Origin of the sequence: Parabacteroides acidifaciens (genome assembly GCF_003363715.1) — a bacterium.
Lineage (GTDB): Bacteria > Bacteroidota > Bacteroidia > Bacteroidales > Tannerellaceae > Parabacteroides > Parabacteroides acidifaciens.
This window is the reverse complement of sequence record NZ_QREV01000026.1, coordinates 21,239-47,048: the sequence shown is the minus strand read 5'-3', so window position 1 is coordinate 47,048 and position 25,810 is coordinate 21,239. Positions and strand designations below refer to the sequence as shown.

Annotated in this window: 25 protein-coding genes, 1 tRNA gene and 3 pseudogenes; 16 read left to right on the top strand and 13 right to left on the bottom strand. The window is 41.0% G+C overall.

Going from position 1 to position 25,810, the window contains the following annotated elements; all coding sequences use genetic code 11:
* Window positions 1-70: 70 nt before the first annotated feature.
* The 3 genes from DWU89_RS11805 to queC form a co-directional block, all read right to left on the bottom strand.
* Window positions 71-850, bottom strand: coding sequence for a 3-keto-disaccharide hydrolase (locus DWU89_RS11805; RefSeq protein ID WP_115499844.1), 780 nt, complete (start codon window positions 848-850; stop codon window positions 71-73).
* Between the two features lie 111 nt (window positions 851-961).
* Window positions 962-1,426 carry a preQ(1) synthase gene (queF, locus tag DWU89_RS11800; protein WP_115499843.1) on the bottom strand — a complete coding sequence of 155 codons (465 nt, stop codon included), beginning with the start codon at window positions 1,424-1,426 and terminating at the stop codon, window positions 962-964.
* A 1-nt stretch (window position 1,427) separates the two neighbouring features.
* Window positions 1,428-2,093, bottom strand: coding sequence for a 7-cyano-7-deazaguanine synthase QueC (gene queC, locus DWU89_RS11795; RefSeq protein ID WP_115499842.1), 666 nt, complete (start codon window positions 2,091-2,093; stop codon window positions 1,428-1,430).
* A 272-nt stretch (window positions 2,094-2,365) separates the two neighbouring features.
* Between queC and DWU89_RS11790 the strand changes: the two genes are divergently transcribed.
* Window positions 2,366-3,796 (top strand): OmpP1/FadL family transporter, encoded by a 1,431-nt coding sequence (locus DWU89_RS11790; RefSeq protein WP_115499841.1) that lies wholly within the window; start codon window positions 2,366-2,368, stop codon window positions 3,794-3,796.
* Window positions 3,797-4,197: 401 nt separating this feature from the next.
* Here DWU89_RS11790 and glgP read toward each other — a convergent pair whose 3' ends face one another.
* Together glgP and DWU89_RS11780 are read right to left on the bottom strand one after the other, a co-directional pair.
* On the bottom strand, window positions 4,198-6,768 hold the full coding sequence (glgP, locus tag DWU89_RS11785; protein ID WP_115499840.1) for an alpha-glucan family phosphorylase: 2,571 nt from the start codon (window positions 6,766-6,768) through the stop codon (window positions 4,198-4,200).
* A 108-nt stretch (window positions 6,769-6,876) separates the two neighbouring features.
* Window positions 6,877-8,535: a glycosyltransferase gene (locus DWU89_RS11780; RefSeq protein WP_115499839.1), complete on the bottom strand. Its 1,659-nt coding sequence runs from the start codon at window positions 8,533-8,535 to the stop codon at window positions 6,877-6,879.
* Between the two features lie 127 nt (window positions 8,536-8,662).
* Here DWU89_RS11780 and DWU89_RS11775 point away from each other — a divergent pair, with 127 nt between their 5' ends.
* From DWU89_RS11775 to DWU89_RS11765, 3 genes are read left to right on the top strand one after another with little or no spacing between them, the layout of a single operon-like run.
* Window positions 8,663-8,947 carry a hypothetical protein gene (locus DWU89_RS11775; protein ID WP_115499838.1) on the top strand — a complete coding sequence of 95 codons (285 nt, stop codon included), beginning with the start codon at window positions 8,663-8,665 and terminating at the stop codon, window positions 8,945-8,947.
* 29 nt (window positions 8,948-8,976) lie between these two features.
* Entirely contained in the window at window positions 8,977-9,522 is a 546-nt protein-coding gene (locus DWU89_RS11770) for a 1-acyl-sn-glycerol-3-phosphate acyltransferase (RefSeq protein WP_115499837.1), read from the top strand.
* A gap of 4 nt (window positions 9,523-9,526) precedes the next feature.
* The gene (locus DWU89_RS11765) at window positions 9,527-10,309 is read left to right on the top strand and encodes an amidohydrolase (RefSeq protein ID WP_115499863.1); all 783 of its coding nucleotides are present in this window, start codon (window positions 9,527-9,529) and stop codon (window positions 10,307-10,309) included.
* A 3-nt stretch (window positions 10,310-10,312) separates the two neighbouring features.
* On the opposite strand, the gene DWU89_RS11760 is transcribed toward DWU89_RS11765, so the two are convergent.
* Window positions 10,313-12,625, bottom strand: coding sequence for a sensor histidine kinase (locus DWU89_RS11760; protein WP_115499836.1), 2,313 nt, complete (start codon window positions 12,623-12,625; stop codon window positions 10,313-10,315).
* 885 nt (window positions 12,626-13,510) lie between these two features.
* Between DWU89_RS11760 and lpxK the strand changes: the two genes are divergently transcribed.
* The gene (gene lpxK, locus DWU89_RS11755; RefSeq protein WP_115499835.1) at window positions 13,511-14,608 is read left to right on the top strand and encodes a tetraacyldisaccharide 4'-kinase; all 1,098 of its coding nucleotides are present in this window, start codon (window positions 13,511-13,513) and stop codon (window positions 14,606-14,608) included.
* 8 nt (window positions 14,609-14,616) lie between these two features.
* A complete protein-coding gene (thiL, locus tag DWU89_RS11750; RefSeq protein ID WP_115499834.1) occupies window positions 14,617-15,648 on the top strand; it encodes a thiamine-phosphate kinase in 1,032 nt (343 codons plus the stop codon).
* Between the two features lie 130 nt (window positions 15,649-15,778).
* On the opposite strand, the gene DWU89_RS11745 is transcribed toward thiL, so the two are convergent.
* Together DWU89_RS11745 and DWU89_RS21085 are read right to left on the bottom strand one after the other, a co-directional pair.
* Window positions 15,779-16,582 carry an ISAs1 family transposase gene (locus DWU89_RS11745; RefSeq protein WP_244205900.1) on the bottom strand — a complete coding sequence of 268 codons (804 nt, stop codon included), beginning with the start codon at window positions 16,580-16,582 and terminating at the stop codon, window positions 15,779-15,781.
* A 119-nt stretch (window positions 16,583-16,701) separates the two neighbouring features.
* A pseudogene (locus tag DWU89_RS21085) lies at window positions 16,702-16,914 on the bottom strand (transposase family protein); the annotation flags it as partial.
* Between the two features lie 431 nt (window positions 16,915-17,345).
* Between DWU89_RS21085 and DWU89_RS11740 the strand changes: the two are divergent.
* Both DWU89_RS11740 and DWU89_RS11735 read left to right on the top strand, forming a co-directional pair.
* A tRNA-Phe gene (locus DWU89_RS11740) sits at window positions 17,346-17,418 on the top strand.
* A gap of 236 nt (window positions 17,419-17,654) precedes the next feature.
* On the top strand, window positions 17,655-18,881 hold the full coding sequence (locus tag DWU89_RS11735) for a site-specific integrase (protein WP_115499833.1): 1,227 nt from the start codon (window positions 17,655-17,657) through the stop codon (window positions 18,879-18,881).
* A 63-nt stretch (window positions 18,882-18,944) separates the two neighbouring features.
* Here DWU89_RS11735 and DWU89_RS11730 read toward each other — a convergent pair whose 3' ends face one another.
* From DWU89_RS11730 to DWU89_RS21280, 5 genes and pseudogenes are all read right to left on the bottom strand, one after another.
* Window positions 18,945-19,247, bottom strand: a complete 303-nt coding sequence (locus DWU89_RS11730) for a helix-turn-helix domain-containing protein (protein WP_115499832.1) — start codon at window positions 19,245-19,247, stop codon at window positions 18,945-18,947.
* Window positions 19,248-19,253: 6 nt separating this feature from the next.
* The gene (locus DWU89_RS11725; protein ID WP_115499831.1) at window positions 19,254-19,550 is read right to left on the bottom strand and encodes a MerR family transcriptional regulator; all 297 of its coding nucleotides are present in this window, start codon (window positions 19,548-19,550) and stop codon (window positions 19,254-19,256) included.
* Window positions 19,551-19,797: 247 nt separating this feature from the next.
* Window positions 19,798-20,091: a helix-turn-helix domain-containing protein gene (locus DWU89_RS11720; RefSeq protein WP_115499830.1), complete on the bottom strand. Its 294-nt coding sequence runs from the start codon at window positions 20,089-20,091 to the stop codon at window positions 19,798-19,800.
* A gap of 81 nt (window positions 20,092-20,172) precedes the next feature.
* Window positions 20,173-20,466 (bottom strand): DUF3876 domain-containing protein, encoded by a 294-nt coding sequence (locus tag DWU89_RS11715; RefSeq protein WP_115499829.1) that lies wholly within the window; start codon window positions 20,464-20,466, stop codon window positions 20,173-20,175.
* Window positions 20,453-20,548 (bottom strand): annotated as a pseudogene (locus tag DWU89_RS21280) (helix-turn-helix domain-containing protein); the annotation flags it as partial. The gene DWU89_RS11715 and the pseudogene DWU89_RS21280, both read right to left, overlap by 14 nt.
* On the opposite strand from DWU89_RS21280, the pseudogene DWU89_RS21080 reads away from it, so the two are divergent.
* The 8 genes and pseudogenes from DWU89_RS21080 to DWU89_RS11670 form a co-directional block, all read left to right on the top strand.
* Window positions 20,542-20,646, top strand: a pseudogene (locus tag DWU89_RS21080) (DinB family protein); the annotation flags it as partial. The pseudogenes DWU89_RS21280 and DWU89_RS21080 sit on opposite strands and share 7 nt — an antisense overlap.
* A 114-nt stretch (window positions 20,647-20,760) precedes the next feature.
* Entirely contained in the window at window positions 20,761-21,297 is a 537-nt protein-coding gene (locus tag DWU89_RS11705; RefSeq protein ID WP_115499828.1) for a TetR/AcrR family transcriptional regulator, read from the top strand.
* A 1-nt stretch (window position 21,298) separates the two neighbouring features.
* On the top strand, window positions 21,299-21,757 hold the full coding sequence (locus DWU89_RS11700) for a DUF2867 domain-containing protein (RefSeq protein WP_115499827.1): 459 nt from the start codon (window positions 21,299-21,301) through the stop codon (window positions 21,755-21,757).
* A gap of 30 nt (window positions 21,758-21,787) precedes the next feature.
* A complete protein-coding gene (locus DWU89_RS11695) occupies window positions 21,788-22,423 on the top strand; it encodes an RteC domain-containing protein (RefSeq protein WP_115499826.1) in 636 nt (211 codons plus the stop codon).
* A gap of 145 nt (window positions 22,424-22,568) precedes the next feature.
* Window positions 22,569-22,901 (top strand): helix-turn-helix domain-containing protein, encoded by a 333-nt coding sequence (locus DWU89_RS11690; protein WP_115499825.1) that lies wholly within the window; start codon window positions 22,569-22,571, stop codon window positions 22,899-22,901.
* Window positions 22,902-23,185: 284 nt separating this feature from the next.
* A complete protein-coding gene (locus DWU89_RS11680; protein ID WP_115499824.1) occupies window positions 23,186-23,770 on the top strand; it encodes a BfmA/BtgA family mobilization protein in 585 nt (194 codons plus the stop codon).
* Between the two features lie 4 nt (window positions 23,771-23,774).
* Window positions 23,775-24,755 (top strand): DUF5712 family protein, encoded by a 981-nt coding sequence (locus DWU89_RS11675; protein ID WP_115499823.1) that lies wholly within the window; start codon window positions 23,775-23,777, stop codon window positions 24,753-24,755.
* Window positions 24,756-24,903: 148 nt separating this feature from the next.
* Entirely contained in the window at window positions 24,904-25,809 is a 906-nt protein-coding gene (locus tag DWU89_RS11670) for a hypothetical protein (protein ID WP_009037223.1), read from the top strand.
* Window position 25,810: the final 1 nt, after the last annotated feature.

The following is a 25,810-nucleotide window of genomic DNA, read 5'->3' as shown; positions in this document are numbered from 1 at the left end:
AAATTGAAAGGTGAAAGTTTAAAGAGATATTAATATCAATCAAACTTTCACCTTTTACCTTTCACCTGAATTACATTTCCCGGATCCAAACATTACGGAAACTGATCGGTTCGCTCGGATCTCCGTGTGACTGCAAGCGGATCGGGCCTGCACCATGTTTGATAACTTTCGGGAAGCCGACATATTCCGTAGTTCCCAGGATAGTCGTATTGTTTTGCAGTACGATACCGTTCTGGATCACTGTTACATGAGGCGGAACGCGGTAAGTTCCGTCTTCCTTGAAGATCGGTGCGGTATAGATAATGTCATATACATTCCATTCACCCGGTTTGCGCATAGCATTTACCAAAGGAGGAGTCTGTTTGTAAACACTACCGGTTTGTCCGTTTACATACGTTTCGTTGTCGTAGCAATCCAATACCTGGATTTCATACATATCTTGCAGGAAGATACCGCTGTTTCCACGTGCCTGGCTTTTTCCGCTTATGTTTTTCGGAACACACCATTCGATATGCAATTGGAAATTCTCAAATTTTTGTTTTGTCTGGATGTCTCCTTTTTCCTTATTGACTGTAAAAGCTCCGTTCTTTACAGTCCATTCAGCCGGACCGCCTTTCGGTGTTTCCCACGCTGAAAGATCTTTGCCGTCAAATAGAACGATAGCGTCTGAAGGAGCGCTGTTCGTCTTTATGTCACCCGGAGTGACGATTTTCGGTTGCGGTGTCCAGTATTCGGACATACCGGGTCTCATCTTTTCTTGTTCGGGATACTGTTTTTGTGCACTTGCACTGATGCAGGCTGTACAAGCCAAGGCGGCCAGAGCCGTCTTCATTGTAATGCTTTTGTTCATGGTCTAAATATTTTATATGGTTTAGAATTTATTAGTTGCAAATGTATAAAAAACGGCAATACTATAGTTCCCATATTGCCGTTTTTTTATGGAATCATTTAAAAATGTCCTTTATTGTTTATGGTTGAACAGCCTTTGTTCGGCTAACTGTTCATATTTTGTACCCGGACGGCCATAGTTGCAATACGGATAGATACTGATACCGCCGCGAGGGGTAAAGATTCCGGTGACCTCGATATATTTCGGGTCCATCAGGCGTATCAAGTCTTTCATGATGATATTGACACAATCTTCATGGAAGGCTCCATGACTGCGGAAACTGAACAGATACAGTTTAAGGCTTTTGCTTTCCACCATTTTCACGTCGGGAATATAGTCGATATAGATCGTGGCAAAGTCCGGTTGTCCCGTGATAGGGCAAAGGCTGGTAAACTCCGGGCAGTTGAAACGTACCCAATAGTCATTTCCTTGATGTTTATTGGTAAAAGCTTCCAACACTTCCGGTGCATAATCTTGCTTGTAGACCGTTGAACCGCCTAAGAGATGCAGTTCGTTTTCTTCTTTTCTTGTATCCATACTATTTACCTTTTCTCTCTATATATTTTTTTAATCCTTCGTTGCGCAATTTGCAGGCAGGGCAATGGCCGCAGCCTTCGGCTATAACGCCATTGTAGCAGGTGAGGGTTTGTGTCCGTACGAGGTCGAATACGCCTAACTGGTCGGAGAGTTCCCATACTTCGCTTTTATCGCGGTTCATCAACGGGGTATGGATTACGAATTGTTCATCCATCGCGAGGTTTAGCGTGACGTTAAGGGAACGCACAAACGTATCGCGGCAATCGGGATATCCGCTGTAGTCGGCTTCCGAAACGCCTGTCACCAGGTTGAAGATCCCTTTGCTGCGTGCCAGGATGGCGGCGAAGGTGAGGAATACCATGTTACGTCCCGGAACGAACGTGTTCGGATAGCTGTCTGCCGGCTTTTCCTGATCCATCGCAATGTCGGTATGGGTCAGCGAGCAGCTCGCATCTAACTGGCTGATCAACGATACATCCAACACTTGGAAGGGAACATGGGCGTCGGCTGCGATCTTTCGTGCAACCTCGATTTCCAGGGAATGTTTTTGTCCGTAAGTAAAACAAACGGCTTCTACGCGGGAAAAATGCTTCTTTGCCCAAAACAGGCAGGTCGTGGAGTCTTGTCCACCTGAGAAGCAGACCAAAGCGGCTTCTTGATGTTTCATATCTTTCTTGTTTTTAGTACGTGGTTTAGCAAGCACACGGAAAAGGAAACGTTCCTTTTCACTGCAAAGATACTTTATTAATTGAAAATTGAAAATTGAGAATTGAAAATTAAAAATTAGAGGACAAAACCGATTGCGGACTGCACAACTTTTCGGGTTTTGTGCTGCACATTCTTGTTAAAAGTGTGCAGTATTAGAAAAAAGTCTTTATCTTTGCCGCCGTTTATGCCCGGGAAGGCATAATAAATAAAGTATTAACAAATAAAGTTTTTATGAAGAAAGTTATCGCGTTAGCATGTCTTTCCATGCTTCCAATGACGTATGTGGCCGCAGAAGGCTATCAAGTAAATGCACAAAGTACGAAGCAGGCCGGTATGGGACATGTAGGTGTTGCTATGAAGTTGGGTGCGGAAAGCATGCACTTCAATCCTGCCGGATTGGCGTTTATGGAAAATAGTATAGACTTGTCTGCCGGTGTATCAGGCGTTTTTGCTACGGCAAAATATAAATCATTAACAGACGATTATTCTTTTGAAACGGATAATAAGGCCAGTACGCCTTTATATCTATATGCCGGATTTAAGATTTATGATAATCTGGCTGCCGGAGTGATGGTAAACACCCCGTTTGGCAGTGGCATCCATTGGGGAAATGACTGGAGGGGTTCGCATCTGATCCAGGATATTTCTTTGAAAGCGTTTAATATACAACCTACGGTTTCTTGGAAAATCATGGATCGCCTGAGTATTGGAGCAGGTCTGATGATGGAGTTTGGTAATATCTCGCTGAATCGTTCACTGATTGCTCCGGGAGCCATGAGCGACTTGGCAAACAAACTGACGGCAGGCAATCCGGCTTTGGACGCCATGATCCCTCAGGAGTTGAAGCAAATTATGGCTAAATATGACAATATCTCAGCTGTTTCCGTTGGTTTGAAAGGTGATGCCGGTGTACGCTTGGGATATAATGTCGGAGCGATGTTCGATATTAACGAGAAGATTACTATCGGAGCTTCTTATCGTTCAAAGGTGATGGCTCGCGTTAAAGAGGGCGATGTTGCGTTAGATTATGCTAATGAGTTGGAGTTAAAAGGACTGTTACAGAAGGTAAACGGTCTGCTGGGAATGCTGCCTCCGGGAACTCCAGGCGTGCCGGAAAAAATTGAAGTACCGGAACTGGATAAAGGAACTTTTTCAGCAGAACTGCCTTTGCCGAGTGTCTGGAGTGTAGGGATTACCTATTGTCCGACAAATCGCTGGACGCTTTCCGGTGAGGTTCAGGTAATTGGATGGGGTGCTTATGATGCACTAACGGTCAATTTCAATCCTACGGAAGAGTTAGGCGAATATGATATCAATGCTCCGAAGAAATATAAGAATTCCTGTATTTATCGTATCGGCGGTCAGTTTGCTGCTACCAACCGTCTGGATGTCCGTTTGGGTGTTTACCTGGATGAATCACCGGTTGAAAAGGATTATCTGAATCCGGAAACTCCGAGTATGAATAAATTGGGGTTGACAGCCGGTTTGAGTTTCCGTCCGTTGACAAACCTGTCTGTGGATGTCGCGTTCTCTTATGTAAGCGGCTTCGATCGTGACGGATCCTATACGGACCTTGACTTGCTGAAACAGCCGAGAACATTCGGTGGCAACTATGATACGGTGGCCTTAATGCCGGCTATCGGACTTTCTTATGCTTTTTAATCGATAAATATTATATCAGTGAAAAAGGGGATGCTTTGCAATTCCCCCTTTTTACATATCCTCTAATGAGAGGCATCGTTGTTCGATCTCATATTTAGCCAGAAGTTTGTGTTTGATGTGTTCGACTTTGGCGTCCTCATATATACATTATATTTTGTTACAGCGGTAACTGTTACCACTGTAACAAAATTATGGAAGAATATCTGAAATCCCAAATGAAATGCACAGTTGCAAGGTTTGGATAACGCTTTTGTTGTCAAAGATGATATAGAATTTGGTTTTGGCAATACGATTCCCTTGTGGCATTTCGGTTTTTTATACTGATTTGTGGACATAAACAACAAAAGGTTGTCCCCCCTTTCGGAGAACAACCTTTTTTATTTTGGATCGGATCGTTTCGATTATAACTGAATCCAGCGAACGTAAGCGAAGTCCATGCGGTGAGGCAATTCTTTGTTTACAGGGTAAACGCGGAAACCGATTTTATGGAGACCTGCTTCGCTCGGGTTTGTTTTCAGTTCGAAGAACAGTTTGGAACCTTCTTCTTTTTTCAGTTTGAAATGTTCGACGTACAGCAGTTCCAACTGGTGGGTGTCAGAGTTTTCTTTGGTAACAACCATATCTACACCTAACATGCCTTGCAGTTCGTGGCGGTCGATGACCAGGTTGAATGTGTATTCTTTTCCTACTACCGGGCCATCGATAGACAAATCCTGAGAGCTTGTAAACGATTCTACCTGGAAGCTATCCCAATGTTCAACCACTTCTTCTTTCCATGCTGCAAGAGATTTTGCTTCAGCAAAGTCATTTTCGCGCAAGTGGGCGGAACGGGTTGCCAGTTTGTCATAGAAACGGCTGATGTAATCGTCCAACATACGTTTCATTGTATAGTCAGGAGCGATTTCAGACATGGAGTTCTTGATGTACTGGATCCATTCGGGAGAGTATCCCTTACTGTTCTTTGCATAGTAAGTCGGGATGATCTGTGTCTCCAGTGTATGGTAGATTGTTGCAGCATCCAACTGATCCTGATACTGCTGGTTTTCGTAAGTACGCTTGTCGGTCAAAGCCCAACCCGCACCTTCTTTATAACCTTCATACCACCATCCGTCTAATACGGAGAAGTTCAGAACACCGTTCATTTCTGCCTTTTCACCAGATGTACCGGATGCTTCCAAAGGACGTGTCGGAGTGTTCAACCAAACATCCACACCTGCAATCAGGTGACGGGCCAGACGCATATCGTAGTTTTCCAGGAAAATAATCTTTCCTAAGAATTCCGGACGGCGTGAGATTTCGACAATGTGCTTGATCAAGCCTTGTCCACCACCGTCAGCCGGGTGAGCTTTACCTGTGAATACGAACTGGATCGGGTATTTTTCGTTGTTTACGATCTTAGCCAGACGGTCCAGGTCTGTGAACAACAGGTGAGCACGTTTGTATGTTGCAAAACGGCGTCCGAAACCGATAATCAAAGCGTTCGGGTTGATCTTATCCAAGATGGAAACAACCTTTGCCGGATCGCCCTGGTTTTTCAGCCAGTTGCTCTTATATTGATTCTTGATGTATTCGAACAGTTTGTTCTTTAGTCTCTTGCGGATTTCCCAGATTTCATCGTCCGGTACGTTCTGGATGGCTTCCCAGTATTTCTTGTTAGACTGGTCTTTGAAGAATTTCTTGTCGAAATGTTCTGCGAAGAAACGTTTCCATTCCGTAGAAGCCCATGTCGGCATGTGTACGCCGTTTGTCACATATCCTACGTGCAGTTCGTCGGGGAAGTAACCTTTCCATACCGGTGCGAACATACGCTGGGATACTTTTCCGTGCAACCAGCTTACACCGTTTGCCTCCTGGCATGTATTCAATGCGAATACACTCATGGAGAACTTTTCGTTCGACCCCGGGTTTTCACGTCCCATGTCGATAAATTCCTGCCAGCTGATACCTAACTTGCCGGGGAATTCACCCATGTAGCGGCCGAACAAACCTTCGTCGAAGTAGTCGTGACCAGCGGGAACCGGAGTGTGAACCGTGTACAGTGCAGAGGCGCGGACAACTTCCAGAGCCTGGTTGAATGTCAGACCGTCGTTCTGGATGAAGTCTACCAAACGCTGTGCGTTGATCAGGGCTGCATGTCCTTCGTTGCAGTGGTAGATCTGTTTTTTGATACCTAACTTGTTCAGCATCAAGATACCACCAATGCCCAGCAGGTATTCTTGCTTCATACGGTTTTCCCAGTCGCCACCATACAGCTGGTGGGTGATAGAGCGGTCCCATTCGCTATTTTGAGGAATGTCCGTATCCATCAAATATAAAGGAACGCGTCCTACGCTTACTTTCCAGATGTGGGCATAAACGGTACGGCCGGGGTAAGGTACTTCCAGTACCATCGGTTCGCCGTTAGCCTGCATCACCTGTGTAAGAGGCAGTGCGTTGAAATTCTGCGGTTCATAGTTGGCAATCTGCTGTCCGTCCATAGACAGGGATTGGGTAAAATAACCGTAACGGTACAGGAAACCGACAGCAGTCAAGTCGATATTGCTGTCACTGGCTTCTTTCAGGTAGTCACCTGCCAATACGCCCAGACCACCGGAGTAAATCTTCAGAACGTTTGTCAAGCCATATTCCATACTGAAATAGGCTACAGACGGTTTCGTCTTGTCCGGCTTAACATTTACATAATCCTTGAATATTGAGTAAGTAGCTTTAATTTCGGCCATCAGGACGTTATCTGCCAGAATTTCCTCAATACGTTTATAGGATAAGCTTTGAAGTAAAAGTACGGGGTTACCTTCTGTAGAGGCCCACAGTTCCGGGTCGATCTTACCGAATAATTTGGCTCCTTCATGGTTCCACACCCACCATAGGTTTGTTGCCATTTCGTATAATGGCTGTAATGGCTCGGGGAGCATAGAATGAGAATAAACATCTTTCCAAATCGGGCTGTTTGCGTTATTCGCTTTGATTTTCATTATTGTGAAGTTTAAAATGTTTCAATTTCAATTTAATATTATAGAATCTCTGATCTTTGTTTAAAACGCTGCAAAGATAGGGATTATCTGTTTAATTATGAGCCTATTTTAATTATTTCTTTTGGCCGCATTCTCCAAAGCGATCCTGAAAGCCTCTTCATAATAGACGATAAATTTGCTCCATTCCGCTTTTGCCGCCAGGTCGAAACTGCGTTTCCGTATCTCGACCGTTTCTTTTTTATTCTTGCTGACGAGAGTCAGGATGGAGGATGTGATAGCATCTGCTACTTCGAAATAATTAAAGTCGTCACGGTTCACGACTGCAACACCTTCGCTGATGTCGTTGCCTGTCACGTGTCTCTTAGCCCAGAGTCCGAATCCGGCCAGATCGGTCGTGATGGTCGGGATTCCGAAAGCGATACTTTCCAACGGAGTGTATCCCCACGGTTCGTAATACGAAGGATAGACCGTTGCGTCCATACCGACCAACAGGTCGTAGTACGGTTTGTTGAGGATGCCGTCGCGTCCGTCCAGGTAACAGGGTACGAAAATGATTTTCAGTTTGTCGGTTGCCGAATTGGTGAATCCGGAATGCGAGATATAGTTCAGTACCTTGTCCTGCTCCATCAGGTTCAGCCAATGCGTGACGAACGGCATCTGCATGGGGGAGGTGGTACGGATATTTTTGTCGATCACTTCTTTCAGGTCTGCACGGGCATCGCGCACCCAGGCGGGTACCATGATGAAGGCTACCACTTCGCGTTGCAACTTGCCGGATGTGCGTACCCGGTTCATCGCTTCGATAAAAACATCAATGCCCTTATTGCGATATTCGTAACGGCCGCTTGTAGAGACAAGGAATGCATCCGGTGAAATGGGGCATCCTAATAACTTTTCCGCTACATTCAGCAGGGCATGGCGCGCTTCGGTACGTTTCTTTTCATATTCCTTTTTTTCCGGTACGAAATCCGGCTCGAAGCCGTTCGGGGTCACGATGTCCGGCGCTTTGTCCAGCAATTGTTTACACTCGCGGGCCGTGATGTCGCTCACTGTTGTGAAGCAGTCCACATAATGGGCGGCCTGTTTTTCCAGCGAATGCTTGGCTTCCATATTCAGCTCTTTCGCCATCTGGTCGCCGTTATAGCCGTCCATATAGGCGTACAATGCTTTGTTGTTGCCCGCTATGGAACGTCCGATGGAAGTGGCATGTGTCGTAAAGAGCGTCGCTATTGCCGGAATTTGTTTCTGGATGTAAAGAGCACCCATTCCCAGCATCCATTCGTTGAACAGGGCTGCGACCTTTTTGTCTTCCAACTTATAGAAATGGTAGAAACTTTCAATTACTTTACCTACGGAGTAGGCGAAGATACAAGACTCGTCGTAATCGCCGTATGCGTGGATAGAGTCTACGCGGAAATTTTCCCACATAGAATAGAAGATGGCATCCCTTTCCTTGAAGAATGGTTTGAAATCAACTAATATTACGGGTGGTGTTCCCGGAACATTCCATCGGCCTACTTTTACTTTCAGGTTGCCCGTGGTCTTTACATAAGCTCTCCACTCAGCGAACAGAATATCATCTTCGATAAAGTCGGGGGCGTTTGTGTTAGCCCACACATCTGGTCCAATAAAGATTAATTTATCTTTAAAAGATTGTTGTAACGTATGCGCTTTTGTTGAAAGGACGGTATAGATACCTCCGACTTTGTTACACACTTCCCAACTGCTTTCAAAAAGATATTCTGGCGTTGTTGTTATATTATCCATAAACGATTTTGTTTATAATCAGATATTTTGCGGGGGCAAAGATACGAATTTTTGTCTTTTTTTCAACTATAGAGCTTGTTTAATAAATGAAATATGTAGATTTGTGGGTATTTTAATATAAACGACTATGGCTAAAAGAAGAATTTTAAAGAAAGACATCAGCTATGTGGCTGGCGATTTGTTTTCAGAAGCATTGGTTTGTAAATTGTATATCCCAGGCGTGGATTCGGATAAGGCAGACGCAGTGATGTCGAGAATACTCGATATGCAGGATGAATATATTCGTCGTGCCAACCGTCCGGATGGAAAGGATAACAAAGCGCGTGTGAAAGAGTATTATAATAAATTGCTCGCTGATCTGCAAGCAGAAGTAAACGCTATCGCTACAGAAATAGGTGAGCTGAGCAAATAAGGGCAAATAAGAGCAAATTAACGCAAATAATGAAGAAAGCGATTAGTAAGGCGCTTCTTCGCCTGGCGGGTTGGAAACTCGGACCTGTGGTCGAAGATGTGCCTAAATGCGTGATATGTGTAGCGCCGCATACCAGTAACTGGGATTTTTTAGTCGGAAAACTGTTTTACACCTCGATCGGGCGTAATGCTCGTTTTCTGATTAAAAAAGAATGGTTCTTTTTCCCGTTCAATTTGTTGTTTAACTGGCTGGGAGGTGTGCCTGTCGACCGTCATAAACGGACGTCGGTGACGGACCAGATGGTTGAACTTTTCAACAGCAGGGAAGAGTTTCAGCTGGCCATTACTCCGGAAGGAACCCGTAAGCGGGCGGAAGAGTGGAAAAAGGGGTTCTATTTTATCGCGCAGAAAGCCAATGTTCCTATCCTGGTGGCCTATTTGGATTATAAAAAGAAAGAGGCCGGTTTTAAAGGGATATTCTATCCGACGGGTGACGTGGAGAAAGATCTCTATGAAATCCGTAAGAACTACAGAGGGGTGACAGCTTGTCATCCTGAAAACTTTGTTCAAATTTAATATTATGGCAGACAATTTGCGAATCAGTATGGTCCAGTCCCATATTATCTGGGAGGACAGAGATGAAAACCTGGGTTATTATGGAGAATTGCTCCGGCGTGTCAGTGGAAAGACCGACATCGCTATTTTGCCGGAGACATTCACAACCGGTTTCTCTATGGAAGTTGAAAAACTGGCCGACACGATGGACGGCCCGACTATCCCCACTATTAAAGGATGGGCGAAGAAGTATAAACTGGCTGTGGCCGGTAGTTTTATTGCAAAAGAGGATGGTAAATATTTTAACCGTGCTTTTTTCATCACTCCTGAAGGAGAAACGTATTTGTATGATAAACGTCATTTGTTCCGGATGGCCGGTGAAGACCGGCATTTCACGGCCGGAGATACACGGACGATCGTACGGTATAAGGACTGGAATATCTGTTTGCAAGTTTGCTATGACCTGCGTTTCCCGGTGTGGAGCAGGAATGTGAACAACGAATATGACCTGTTGATTTATGTCGCCAACTGGCCGGAAGCCCGCAAAAAGGTTTGGAAAACGCTTCTTCAGGCACGTGCAATGGAGAATATGGCATATGTCTGTGGCGTAAACCGGGTAGGCATTGACGGGAAAGGTTTTGTCTATCGCGGCGACTCGATGGTATTTTCCCCGAAAGGGAAGAAGATGGCCGATGCCGGCAAACGTGAAGAGGTAACCCGGACCTGTACGTTAACCCGTACCGAACTGGATGATCTGCGTGCCAAGTTTCCGGCATGGAAAGATGCAGATACCTTTTCTATACAATAAAACTTATTGTTGATGATCTATCAAGGGGAGGCAGACGGTAAACCGGCTGCCTTTTCTTTCTTCCGATTGCAACGTGATATGGCCTTTTAAGCGTTTGACAATCACTTGGCAAATCGATAATCCCAACCCTGTCCCCTGGGCGAACTCGTCCAGTTTGTTGAAACGCTCGAATATAGCTTTCTGCTTTTCTTTAGGGATACCGATGCCTGTGTCTTCTATCGTAATATATACGGACGAATCTGCTTCACTGTATTTATAGCCCAGTTTAATATATCCCTTTTGGGTAAACTTGACCGCATTGTTAATGAGGTTTGTGATGACTTGTGTCAGGCGATGCCGGTCTGTCTCTATGAATATAGGGGTTTCGGGTGTTTCCTGTATCAATTTGACCTCGGCAGGAAGCAATAACTGGTGCGTCTGATAAATGTCGTTTATCAAGGTTGTCAGATTTTGCCGGGTGAAGGTGAATTCCATACGGCCGGATTCGATGCGTGATAAATCAAGGATATCATTGATCAGTTTCAAAAGTAAATCGCAATTGTTGTTAATCAGCCTGACAAATTCAACCTTTTCTTCTATCTCCAATTCAACTTCATTGCTGGCGATGATATTGGAAAAGCCAACGATGGCATTTAGAGGAGTTCGTATCTCGTGACTCATATTGGCCAGGAATGTAGACTTCATCTTATCGGATTCTTCCGCTTTTTGCCGGGCTTCTATAAGCTCCTGTTCTGCCTTCTTTTTTTGTTGGATATTCAGGCAGAGGCCGTTGAAGGCATCGTCTTCTTTATTATATGTATAGCGGAACTCCCACCATTGGTATCCCTTCCCATCGAAATTACAACGTATCTGGGATATGTTTTCCATGATTTCTCCGGAATAAGCTCTCTGTATATCCTTTTTAAAGACTTGGATATCACCGGGATGCAAATGGTCCAGGTATTCGTTTATCAGAATCGGTTTTTGTTCAAGTCCGGCATTCGTATAAAACTCGTTGTCAAAATAGAAAGTGTAGTCCTTGAGCTGATAGGCAAAAACTTTTCCTCCGCTCAAGGCGAGAGACAGGAACCGTTCGCTTTTCCTCAGGCTTTTCTGTGTTTCTTTCTTGGTCCTGTTTTCTTTCCGGTAGAGACGTAAAAGGGACAGGATTACCGTCGTGACAATGAGTAACAAAAGGATGCCGAGCGTTATGAACAGTGTTTTATATCGCTCTGTCAGCGGCATATTGATAATCTGGTAGGAAGCTGGAATGTTTTTTCTGCTGATATGCCACCGTTGCATTTCTATCCAGTCCAGTACGAATTGTTTGGGAGATTGGGTGATGGGAGTTTCGGATATGGCTTTGCCTCTTAACAGCTCGATAGCCCTGTCTACAGATATCTTTATTTCATCTTCCGTAGAGGTCAGGTATCCGCCTGTCAATCCTTCTCCGACTCCGAATCCTTCGTTTATAACGGTAAAGGTGGGGCTACTGGCAAACAGGCCGAGGCGTTTGGATGTGAAATCACGTTTGCTCTGTACGAAGACCGAGTGCCGGTGCAAGCCGGATAAGACCCACAATAAATTATTGGAACTGGTTTCCCTTGAATTGATAAAATTGAAAATTGTATGTGCTGGCTTTGCCGGCAGTATGTTGTTGTTTGTGAATAGTTGGTTATTATGTTGGATGGTATCTCTTAGCACGTGAAAAAAACCGTTTTCATTTATGACGTTGAGAGAAGGGGCATATTCTTTCATGCGTAAGGGGTCTATCTCACTGATAAATAGCTCCATGGTTTGCCGACCCAAATAGGTGTTGTCCAGCCAAAAATGGATTCTCATGGGGCCGAACAACTTTTCTATCTGTTCGACGGTTTTCATGAATTCCGGCTTGTCCCAGAATCCGGTAACGTTAGGATATTGTTTGAGCAGTTTCCAGTTCGGATAGTTGACTCCCGCGAATACGACCGGTGTCTGCTTTACCAGAGGATGCTCGCAAGCCATCAGGGAATAAGTGGCCTGGTCGTCATACACCAGGATAATCTCCGGTTTCCAGTTGGCAGTGGTGTCCAGAAAGTTATACATCCGGTTGAGTTCGTCTTTTTCCCGATAACTGTCGCAGTCCAGATAGAAAGTCCGGATATCGGCGTGGATTTTTTGCCGGTGGAACTGTTGTTGTATCTTTTCTCCGTTATGTTTATAGCCGGCATATTCCGCTTCATATGAGTGAATAACTAATATCCTCCTCTTTTCATAGGAATCGTTGCAGGATGTACCTGTCAGGATTGATAGAATACAAATCAGAAAATAAATATGTAGTGTCTGATTTTTTTGCATAAATTTTAAAATTCTACCCTAATAGATCATTTAAGATTTAATGTTGTTTTTTTATTTTTCGGCAAAGGTAGGTGATTATTGTTTGAAAATCAAAGTTTATGCGCCGTTTTTTGTGAACTGTAATTATTAGTTCCCGAATAAAATATAAATATTACAATAACCCCCTGTTTCGGCCGTTTTTCTATTTCATCTGAAATCTTGATCGATTTTGGATTGACTCTTTTCACGGTTTAAGCTCCCCTTTCTGACAATAGGAAAAAAGAGGTGCGCAGTCCGTTCTGAAAAGCATTCTTTTTGATTGTTGGAAGGCAGAAACGCCGACAAAGTGATAAAGCTTAACTCCCGGAGAATCGAATATTTGAAAATAAAACGGACGGCGTTTCAAATATCCCAAGGAAATTCAGGGTGTTTTTTGCCCTAAAGACGGTCCTCTTTTCAATTACGACCGTCCAAATCGCCATTACGACCGTGCTAATCTTCGCGAGGTGCCGAGTGCACTACATATTAGCACGGTCGTAATGGCAAAGAGGACGGTCGTAATGGCTGGGAACGCTCAAAAAAGGCGAAAAAATCCCTTTTTGAGGTCAAAAAAGCGGATTAACATTTGTTTTGTTTCGGATGTTTTTCGAACCTGAAAAATACGTTTTATACAATAAGCCCCCCCGATAGTTGAAAGTTAAGAGTTGAAAATTGAAAGTTAGGAGAGGTCTTTCGGATCGACAGGACCTACCCAAGGATCTTCCTTGCAAAGATATGATTTCTAAATTTGATATCCTTGAAAATGAATAATCAGAGCAGTATAGTCATCCTTATTTTTCAAATAAACGAATAAAAAGCCGATTACTTTCAATAAGTTAACTATATTTGTATGCAGATAGGAATCACATGCTGACAAACAACGAAATTAAGCTTAATTACTACCTAAATCCAATTTCCTTTTTATACGGAATTGGAATACGGTTACGAAACAGACTTTTTGATTGGGATATTCTACATTCCGAGCAATATCCTGTTCCCGTAATTAGCATAGGAAACTTATCTGTAGGAGGTACAGGAAAAACTCCTCATACCGAATATATTATCGATTTGCTAAAAAAGCAATACCGTATTGCCGTATTGAGCCGAGGATATAAAAGGAAAACCTCCGGTTTTATTCTTGCCAACCCGCAAAGTTCCAGCCAGGAAATCGGAGACGAACCCTTTCAAATGAAAAATAAATTTCCTGATGTACTTATTGCTGTCGACGCCAATCGAAGACGGGGTATTCAAATTCTTTTATCCTTGCCCGAGCAGGAAAGGCCGGAAGTAATCTTGCTGGATGACGCTTATCAGCACCGCTATGTCTGTCCGTCCCTTTCAATTGTATTGAGTGATTATCATCGCTTGTTTTACAATGACAAGCTGATGCCAACGGGAAGGCTGCGTGAACCGATAAACGGAATAAATCGGGCCGATATTGTAGTTGTCACTAAATGTGAGGAAGATATGAAGCCTATCGATTTTCGCATTATCGAAGAAAATATGAAATTGAGGGCTCATCAATTACTCTTTTTCACCAGCATTGTTTACGATGAAATCAAGCCGGTATTTCCTTCAATGGCTCAGTCTCTACGTAGGAAAGATATTGGCAAAGAAGAAGATATTCTGTTAATATCAGGAATAGCCTCTCCTTCACCTTTTATTCGCGAAGCAAAAAAATATTCAAAAAAAGTTTTGCCGGTAATTTTTCCAGATCATCATACGTTCATAAAATCGGATTTCAAGAAATTAGACGAGACATACGAAATGATGACTTCTCCGGGGAAACTGATTCTGACTACAGAAAAAGACGCAGCTCGCCTGAAAGACAATCCGCTTGTCCCGGAAAGCTGGAAGAAATCGTTATATTATTTACCAATCACCATCAAGTTTCATAATGGACAGAGCTTTGATGAGACAATAAAAAAACATATAATTGCAGTCCAAAAGAAAAGTATTTTATAATCATAGATATGAGTAACAGAACAGAAATCTCAACATTAGGCGAATTCGGATTGATTCGCCACCTGACAGACAGAATTGAAATCAGAAATAGCAGTACCATAAAAGGCGTAGGTGACGACGCCGCCATACTCTCGTATGGGGATAAGCAAGTGCTTGTCACCACCGATTTGTTGTTGGAAGGGATTCATTTCGACCTGACCTACGTTCCACTAAAACATCTCGGATATAAATCGGCTGTTGTGAATTTTTCCGATATTTACGCAATGAACGGTTTGCCTAAACAAATCACCGTTTCACTCGGAATCTCCAAACGTTTTTCTGTTGAAGAGATTGAGGATTTCTACGCCGGGCTAAAACTGGCCTGTGACGTGTACGGAGTCGATATTGTCGGAGGAGATACATCCGCTTCTCTCACTGGGCTTTGCATCAGTATCACGTGCATTGGAGAAGGTGAGGAGGGAAAAGTCATTCTCCGCAGTGGTGCCAAAGAGACGGACCTTATCTGCGTTTCCGGGGATTTGGGAGCTGCCTATATGGGGTTGCAGTTATTGGAGCGGGAAAAACGAATATTTAAAGGAGAAAAAGATTTCACCCCTGATTTTACGGGTAAAGAATATTTGCTGGAACGCCAGCTAAAGCCGGAGGCACGAAAGGATATTATCGAAGCACTTCGTAATGCAGCGGTCATTCCTACTGCAATGATGGATGTCTCAGACGGTCTTTCATCTGAACTTTTGCATATATCAAAAGAAAGCAATGTCGGTTGCCGTATCTATGAAGACCGTATTCCTATTGATTATCAAACAGCAGCAATGGCCGAACAGTTTAATATGAATCTGGTAACAGCCGCTTTAAATGGGGGCGAAGACTATGAATTACTCTTCACCGTTCCTCTTACCGACCACGATAAAGTCTCTGAAATGAAGGGCGTTAAAGTAATCGGCCATATCACAAAACCGGAGCTTGGCAATTACTTGGTTGGCCGCGATGGTGGAGAAGTAGAGCTAAAAGCCCAGGGCTGGAATTCACTGAACGAATAAAAAAACCACGGCTCTTTCATTTAAGCTAAAAATTAAGACATAACAGCCCTTACCCGGTCCGCTGAGAATCGGGTGGATTGTTACGTCTGTATGTCAGAAAGTTATCTGTTTACTAAATTCATATTTTTTTTCATTTTTGACATAGAAAGCGGAAGAGTTTCATAAAACTCATAGAAACGTGTCTCATCAGTTCGGCCAATCCCATTCCTTTGTCGGATTTCTTTCTACGCAGTCCTTTCCAAATCGAGAACACAGAGTAGACAATTCTCAGGATTGTATCAAGATTGCGTGCGGATTTGTTTGACTTGCGTTTTATCCTGTCCTGCTGAAGATTGAAGTCCAGCCCCCAGTGCATGCTTTCTATAGACCAATGATTGCGCACAAAGGAGCCCAACGCAGGTGTGAGCGTCGGCATGCTGCTCACATAAAGCCTTTTTTCAGAGGTGTGAGCGCCTGTTGACTTCCTGACCGTATCGGCTTCGTATTCTACAATCGTCATATTACCGCCCCATTTCTCTTTGTCCGCGATGAAATCAAGCCCGTCATATACACGGTAGGTTCTGGTCTCGATCCTGCCGTGTCCGAGTTCCGGACCTTCCGTATATGAATGTACCGGTGAGCGCCATTTGAGACTGTCTTCCACTCCGTAGCGCAGCGAACGCTGGTTAGCCTTGAGTTCGATGAGGAAATCGCCGCCACTATCTCTGATTCTGTCAATTATGTCCTTCTGCATGGACATGGCGTCAGCTGTTACAACTTTTCCGGATATTTCGATTTTATCCAAAAGCAGCGGAACAGCCTTTATCTCATTGCTTTTTTCTTGACACGCCTCCGTTGCCAGTATGATGCGGTATTGAACGAATACGCAGACACTATATCCGGATTGCGTCCGTTCGGCTGGATTGTGCCGCGCTCGGCTTTGCCGTCGATGCAGATTGTCTCTTTACCGCTGTATGTCTTGTGCAGTTTTTTATGAAATACCTCGGCAAACTCCTGCATTTTGTCTGCCATAGCCAGATCATCGATGCCATTTTCTACACGGCAAAGAGTGGCTTCCGAGGGTACGCCGTTCTTCAACATCCCCATTTTACGGAATTTATTGATATTGTGCCTGCCGAACTCTATTATATCGGCGCGTCCGACGCACCCGGAGGCACGGCCAAGTATCATTAACATGATGATATCAGCGAGTCTGTGACGGATGTTTCCCTTGTCTGATCTGCGGAAATCGGGCACTGACCGGGCAAAATCAATCAGTCTTTCCATGATGCTGCCCGAAGGACAAAAAAGGTGTTTCTTTTTAGTGTGTATTAAGCCGAAAAAATTGGAAATCAGCGAATTAATACTTATTTTCGCATAGCGAAAATCGAGGCGGAAGAGCCTTCTCGGCCACTCCGCCTCTTCAAAATTTAATTTTATGATAAAGAAACACCGAAGGCGGTGCTTCGGCATCGCTGTGTGCAAATTTAGCTGTTTTCATGGATAAAACGGCTGATTGTTTACTATATTTTCGAACACCAACATCTATATTGGTTCAGATGGGATATTCTGCAAATGCTCGCTATAAAATAAGAGACAAAAAGAGAATACAAACACGTTTTAAATGAAAGAGCCGTGTAAAAAAACAACAAAAAGATCCTCTACCTATTGCAGAATAAAAAAAAGTCCATATCTTTGCACCCGTTAAACAAAACAACGGTGCCATAGCTCAGTTGGTAGAGCAAAGGACTGAAAATCCTTGTGTCCCCGGTTCGATTCCTGGTGGCACCACTTTTAAAAGACTTCAAATTTGGTAAATCCCTGAAAATTAAACATTTCAGGGATTTTCTTTTTCTCCTAATCCGCATATTTTTGGCAAAATAACGCACTTCCGTAGTGCTAAATCGTGGACAACTTTAGTCTCGAAAAAAATGTCCACGAATTGTACCGTAAGTCGTTGATTGTCTTATCGTTTGATTCTTGCTATTCTGCACGATTCAGTAACTTTAAACATTAATTTTTAGAGTATGAAACGACAGACTTTCAATGTGCTGTTCTTCATCCGCAAAACAAGAACAGTAAAATCAGGTGAAACCCCTATCATGTTGCGGATAACTATTCAAGGTCAATTAGCTGAAATGCAGCTAAAACGAACCGTTAAGCCTGAACTCTGGTCACAAGCCAAAGAACGGTGTACAGGCAAAGATTCTAAATCTGTAGAAGTAAACCGCTATCTGGAATCGGTAAAATTACGCTTGTATGAGATTCATCGGACTTTGGAAGATGAAAACAAACTAATTAATCCGATGGAGATTAAAAGACGTTTTCTCGGACTGGATGAAAAACATAAGATGTTCTTTGAGGTATTCCAAGAACATAACGACAAATGCAGAGAACTGATAGGTAAGGATTATGCAAAGGTCACTATCTCCCGCTTTGATACATGCTTGAAGTATTTTAAAGAAATGCTTCTAAAACAGTACCATCTAAAGGATATTCCGATGAAAGAAATAAATAATGCCATTATTCAGGACTATATTCATTTCTTGAAATCAAAAAAGAATCTGCAAGAAAATACAGTTATCCGCTACATGAAAGTAGTCAAGAAGATTACTAACATGGCTCTTGCAAACGACTGGATAGATAAGAATCCGTTTATGAATATACACTTTCATGAACAGGAAGTACATAAAGAGTTTCTAACTAAAGAAGAATTAGAAATTTTGCGGACTAAAGTTTTCAATGTACCACGCTTGGAATTGGTACGTGATATTTTCTTATTCCAGTGCTGGACTGGCTTAGCGTTCATAGATGTATCGGAATTGAAACCCGAACATTTGGTAACAGATAATGAAGGTAACATCTGGATAAGAAAAGCTCGCCAAAAAACAAAAATCATGTGTAACATTCCACTCTTGGATATTCCATTAGCTATATTGGATAAATACAAAGGCTATCCGCTTTGCGAAAAGAAAGGTACATTATTACCTGTTCCATGCAACCAAAAGGCAAACAGTTATTTGAAGGAAATAGCTGATTTCTGCGGAATTAAGAAGAACCTGACCACGCATACTGGGCGTCATACATTTTCGACAGTCGTTACTCTGGCTAATAATGTATCATTGGAGAATGTATCTAAAATGCTCGGTCATACCAATACGAAAATGACACAACGATACGCAAAAGTATTAGATCAAAGTATTCTCCGAGATATGCAGAATGTACGGGAGAGCTTCTCTACTAAAACGACCTAAAGATGAAAACGGCTACCTAATCCATTCGGACGGTAGTCGTTTCTCTGTATCCACCATTAAAGACTAAAGAGAACAATCTCCTATATCATAGGCTGAACGAAACCTATTTTCTAAAACCTTCCTAATATCCGATTCACGGAATAGTACTTTGCCCGGAAGTTGAATAAATGGGAAAATGCCATCATCCCGATAATACTGTAAAGTCCTACGGCTAATTTTGAGTATAGAACAAAGTTCTTCGCTTGTCAGATACCGTTCACCCTCAAACATGGGTTTATTATTCTTCAATGCATATTCTATATAAGGTAAAGCCTTATCTAAAGATTGCAATAATTCTTTGCTATCTTCATTCGTGTACAAATCCATAGGCAATTATTCTTTAATGGTTACTTTTATTCTACCTGAATCCAATATTTTTTGTACTTCGGCTACTTTATAATAGACTTTCTTGCCAACAGTCGAAAAAGAAAGTTTGCCGCTTTCCCGTAAAGACTGTAATATTCGCAGAGAAATATTTAGCGAAGCTGCCAATGTCTTGCCTTCTATCCATTCTTTCTCAATACACATATCAGAGGGAGACAAAGAAGTATTATCTGCCAATGATATAATCTGTTCCAGCTTCTTTCTAAAAGAATCGAAGGAAACTCTTTCTATTGCTACTATATCCATATATAAATTACTTTTCAAAATTCATTTTCTTTTAAAGTAAGTTTTTCAGAACTCAATATGAAACATTGACAAAGGTAAGTTCCGTATTTAGCCTGTTCAATTCCAAGCCTTCGGTTTAGATAAAAATCTTCCTCTCATTAACATTCGAGCGTATTTTCATCTAAAGACTTGCACAGACTAAATACTTCACTGGAAAAGTCAATGATTTAAATTAAATTCCGAAAAACAATGTTTTAAGGGTAGCAGGTTATTCTTTCCTACTGTCAAAGTAGTGCTTTTGAAGCAACTTATCAATATCACTTTGTCGATAGATGATTTTGCCTTTTATCTGGATGAAGGAGATTAATCCCGTATCTCGCCATTCTTGTAAGGTTCGTAAACTGACATTCAGTTTCTTGGAAACTTCATGGCTAGAAAGAAAACATTCTCCGTTCAGGTGGGGCTTATAGTGCTTTACAATCGATTCAATACCGTTCAGCATTGAATCGAGCGAAGAAATAAATTCTTTGACTTGCGGTGTATCTTTATTTATTAGTTCCATGATTGAAAAATTGTTTTATTGAAATATTGATTTCAAGATTGCTAGATAGCTAATCAGTTATATGATTAGCTGGTTGATAAGTTAGTTACGCAGATAATCACCTAATGATGAAATGCTAAGTACATCTTTTACCCGGTCATAATCTATATAGAGCCGCTTGGATGCAGTGGCAATAAAATACTGGCTACCATCTTTCTGTATCTCATACGTAGCAGGAGAAGCCTGTTTGGTGGTTTCCGATACATATATAATAGAAAGGAGATGTTTTTTGTCATTCCGGTAAATGATAACCGTAGGATTCAGATTAACGCTTTCCCATGTGCCAACAATGGAAAACAGGTTGAAGGACGGATAATCTTCTTTAGTTCTTTTCATAAGGCGTGGTTTGTTTGGGTGATTGATTCAGTGTTTCACTGTCTGCAATAATTCTTTCAATATCAGCAGACTTATAATAAATATGAAGCATTATCTTGGTGCTTCAAACATGAAATGTGGCATAGTGCAGAAATGGAAGAACTAAAGCGTATGCTCGGCTATCCTATCAAATGGCTATAAAGATAGTTGTATCTTAAATACAAGAAATGGTAATAAAAGAGACAGGCAAGCTATTGTTTATTCTAATAAAGTGATTACATTTGCATACCATACTATATGGTATGTATTTAAATTATGAAGAAAGTAGATAAAAAGCAATGGTTCGTGACAGGACTAACAGTTTTGGAAAAAGAAGGATTTGCAAGAATCACGATAGATAATCTATGCGGATTATTACAAATCACCAAAGGTGCATTCTATCATCATTTTAAAAACATAGACGGCTATGTGGATGCATTGATGAGGTATTGGTTGGAAGTAAACACTTTTGAGTTTATTCGTGAAGTGGACAAATTGAACACTCCCAAAGAACAACAGCAGAAATTGGCTGATATGGCAGCATACGCTTCTATCCGAAACGAAAGTGTAATACGGGCGTGGGGGTATTCAAATCCAATTGTACGAAATTATGTAGCGCAAGCGGACAGTATCAGGCTGGAGTATGCAAACAAGCTGAATGAAGCAACAGGATTGGATGCTAAACAAGCAATGGATTTGGCGATAATACAATATTCCATGCTGATTGGCATGCAACAAGTTTGCTCGGATCTATCAGCAAAACAGTTTAAAGAGTTACAGGATATGGTTATCAATAAATTTAAAGAGCAGTAAGATGAAAAATATACCAACAAACAGCTTGATTGAAAAGTATCTTCCTGCCGATTATGTGGATTCCTATTCAAGGGAAATAGCTTGTAATCAGAAAATAACACCTGAGAAATTTCGCAATCTTGCTTTTAACCAACTTCCTAAATGGATAGATTGGTTAATGAATTTACGAAACGCTATTGCAAAACCATTGGGATTGGATACAAAGAGTAGATTTACAAATATGGTGTCCGATAAAAACGAGCATGAAGAAATTTTTGGAATGCCTGACAGCCACTTGGATTTTCATGTTTCAATGTGGTGTGGTGAATATAAAGATTGCAAACAGGAACTTAGGATTACTACTATTGTGAAATATAACAATTGGCTTGGACGAATGTATTTTTTCTTTATTAGACCATTTCACAAAATTATCATTTACTCTCTATTGAAACGAATAAAGAATAAAAATGAACGGCAATAAACGAAACGTATAACACATGTTTGATTGCTTATGCCAAAATGGAGCCTTTCAGATCAAAATATATATAGTCTTCTCAACTCTTCTTGCACAGAAGAAAATTTTGATGAAGCCCAACTACTTATGGCATATAGAGAATTTGTTGAATCTGTAATTACCTTTTTGAATAATGAATCAGATTACAAAACTTTAATTAGAGAACTAAATCTTACCTACATAGAATTTGAAGCACTAAAAAATAGTTTAGAAATCAGAAGAGATTTCTGTTATGAAACAAAAAGTATAACATGCAATAAGATACTTTCATTTATTAATAAAGAACTAGACCTACTCCATCATCAAATGGAATTTCCTAAATTCTTTATTAACATTGAAGCTGGATGGAAATCTACCTTACACCTAAATAAAGATATTGCAAAGTACATTGACATAATGGAAATTGTATGTGGACTTTATTATCTAAAATGTATTACAACGGTTGATGGTAAGGAAATACATTTCAGTGATTTAGCAAATGCTTTTGAAAAGCTGTTTAACATAAAATTCAGTGATATTTATAAAAAAGAAGAAGAGGTTATCAAACGTAAGCCTGATAAACGAACAGCCTTTTTAGATAAACTAAGAGTCGCTATTATCGAAAAGTGTAAAGAAGAGGGATATCTTCCATAAAATCAAAATACAGACATTCAGGGTATTAATCATAATTTATCGGGGAATGGGTGATCTATTCCCCGAACTTATTTGCAGCCATTTTTAGAACTTTGCTTCATCAATCGATTGAAAATCATTAATGTTCAACTTAAAATGAAGCAAAATGTATATAGACAATGAAAACTTCGAGAAATGGATGGAGAAACTTTCCAAAAAACTCACCGAGATCGGGCAAGACCTGAAATCTCTTATCAATACCGACACCGTATTCGATGAAAATGAGAAGTTGTTAGATAATCAAGACTTAGCCTTTCTGCTAAAAGCATCTTTCAGAACCCTACAACGCTATCGGGCAAAAGGTGTACTTCCCTACTTTAACATTGGACGGAAAACGTACTATAGAGCCAGCGACATCCGGGCTTTTGTTCGTGAGTATGCCGATTCTCAAACCTACAAGCAGTTCGAAAAAGTCAATCAGTTAGAGAATCAACCCTGATAGCAAAAAGCAGCAGAGGAAAGAAGCCTATGTTCGGACTATTCCTCTATGCTACCACCCCGATTTAGCAGAAACTGCTTCACCTATCGGTTCAGCCCGTTTCACTAAATCGAGCAAGAGGGAACTGGACAAGTCCTGTTCTTCCCTCTTGCCCTGCGGGGCAAAGCCTTCGGCTTTAGCGTGTTACAAGAACACGCTGTAATGACACCTGTAATAAGCATTTTCTTTGCAATGCTTATTATCAGGTATTTATCTATTCATATTTCCATAAAAAAGTAATTACCATGCCAAACAGCAGTCGAAAAACGATATTCACTACCATTTCCATAGACAAGGAAACGGCAGCTTTGGTAGAGAAGATATGCAAACGCTATTCACTGAAAAAGAGTGAAGTTGTAAAACTGGCGTTCGGGTATATAGATAAGGCGCATATCAACCCATCCGAAACACCTGAATCCGTAAAATCAGAACTGGCGAAAATAAATAAGAGACAGGATGATATTATCCGGTTCATCCGTCACTACGAGGAAGAACAACTGAATCCCATGATACGGGTTACAAATTCTATTGCTTTGCGTTTCGATGCTATTGGCAAAACTTTGGAAACTCTAATTCTCTCCCAATTGGAAGCCAGTCAGGAGAGACAAACAGCCGTGCTTAAAAAGCTAAGTGAGCAGTTCGGCAATCATGCTGATGTAATAAACAACCAATCCAAAAAAATTAACACACTCAACCAGATACATCAACGAGATTATAAAAGGTTATTTCAACTGATACAACTCCATTCAGAACTATCTGCTTGCGGTGTGATGGATAGTAAGAAGAAAGAGAACCTAAAGTCTGAAATCAGCAATCTGATAAACACATAGAGCCATGCATATAGATTTTGCCCCGCCATCGGGTGGAACATATAACAATGCAGGAAGTAGCCGACAATTAGTCTCTTACATGGAGCATGAGGATTTGGAGCGGATGGAGAAAGGAATCTATACCGATGGCTTTTTCAACCTGATGGATGATAATATCTATAAATCAAAGGTTATTAAGGATATAGACGGCAATATCGGGCAACTCCTAAAAACGGATGCTAAGTTTTACGCTATCCATATCAGCCCATCGGAAAGTGAACTTCGGGCAATGGGGAACACCGAGCAAGAGAAAGCCGAAGCGATGAAGCGGTATATCAGGGAAGTATTCATTCCTGAATATGCCAATAATTTCAACAAAGGGCTATCCGAAGCAGATATAAAGTTTTACGGCAAAATTCATTTCGACCGTAGTCGTTCCGACAACAAGCTGAATATCCACTGTCATTTGATTGTGAGCCGGAAAGACCAAGCTAACAAAAAGAAGCTATCACCGCTCACCAATCATAAGAATACCAAGAAAGGAATAGTAACAGGAGGTTTTGACCGTGTGAACCTATTCCAACAGGCGGAACAGGGCTTTGATAAACTGTTTGATTATAAACGTCAACTAGTAGAATCATTTGACTATTGCAACACTATGAAGAACGGCACTATATTTGAAAGGCTCAATTTGCAAGGACAAGAACTTCAATCCAATGATAAAAAAACAGAAATCGATCAAGATAGCAATCAAGAAAACTTATTTTCTATCAAGCTTGAAAGCAAGGAAATAGACCATACATCTTGCAATACAGGCAATAATATTGATAAAGAAAAAGATAATCGAATTCCCCCCCACCGATCTAATAATCAAGAAAACTATTTTTCTTCTGATTCTCTCGTCTCCTTAGTTCCATTTGGGGCTAACTTATTAATTAATTCAAATGTTCCAGAAGAACAAATACCTATATCCCAAAAGAGAAAGAAAAAATATCGCAAATTATAAACTGCTTTTGTATCCTGCGAAAGCTACATTTTTGCATACCTCAGCAAATTTTAATATTTTCAACCTCACTTTATACAAAATTCTTAGGATCATCGCATAACGTAATAGTTTTTTTGTTATTTTTGTGCATACTTAAAACTGATACACAATGGACAAAGAACGAAAAATTGCTTTTTACACTTTAGTAAAAGATATGTGGGCTAATAATGCTGACGGATTAGAAGGATTAATTCCTTTTTATGAAATAAAAGAAGTATTTAATTACATTGATGGGCGCAAAAGAAGATCTTTAAAGTTGAAAAGTAACAAAGCTTGTTCTTTGGAGTCATTTAGTATGAAGCAAGATTCTAAAGATTCTTCTATCTTGATAACAGGGCTATTTAAAAGTGCTGCATATAAATATCGTCCCCCCTATTGGGATACGGAAACAGACGAAGAACGAGAGAGTCCTAAAAAACAAACAGAAGGAGAAAAAGAAAAAACACATTTTGCAATAAAAATAACAAATGATGAGGTTTTCTTATTGGTAGAAGTTAATGGAAATGGTGTATCAGTCAATAATATCATAAGCTATTTAAATCAATTTACACGGGAATATTTGAAGAAAAAGAAAAAAACGAAGAATTTTACGGTAGAATATACAAAAATAGCTCGTGATAATTTTATATCAGAGCTTGAAAAGTTAAAACGAGCAACATCTATTGATGTCTTCTTCAATAAATCATTATTAGGAAGTCGCGCTCTTCAGTTTTCAGAAAGAACGTCAGCTATACAAGACCAAGTTAAATTGACTTTAAAAGCGGAAAGAAATAAAAGTGCAAAAGAAGTAGGTATTGATATTTTTAATCGCTTGAATAGACAAAAGAAGAATAATGCACAAGAGGTTTCCAAAATAAGAATTTATGGAAAAAACGAAAATGACAAAGATACATTTATTGATACAACTTTCATGGAAAAAATAGAACCTATTAAGGTGTCTATAAATGAATCAACAGGTCAAGTGCAAACTATGGAAATATATCGTTTTCTTAAATCTTTAATTCTGCCTTTGTAAA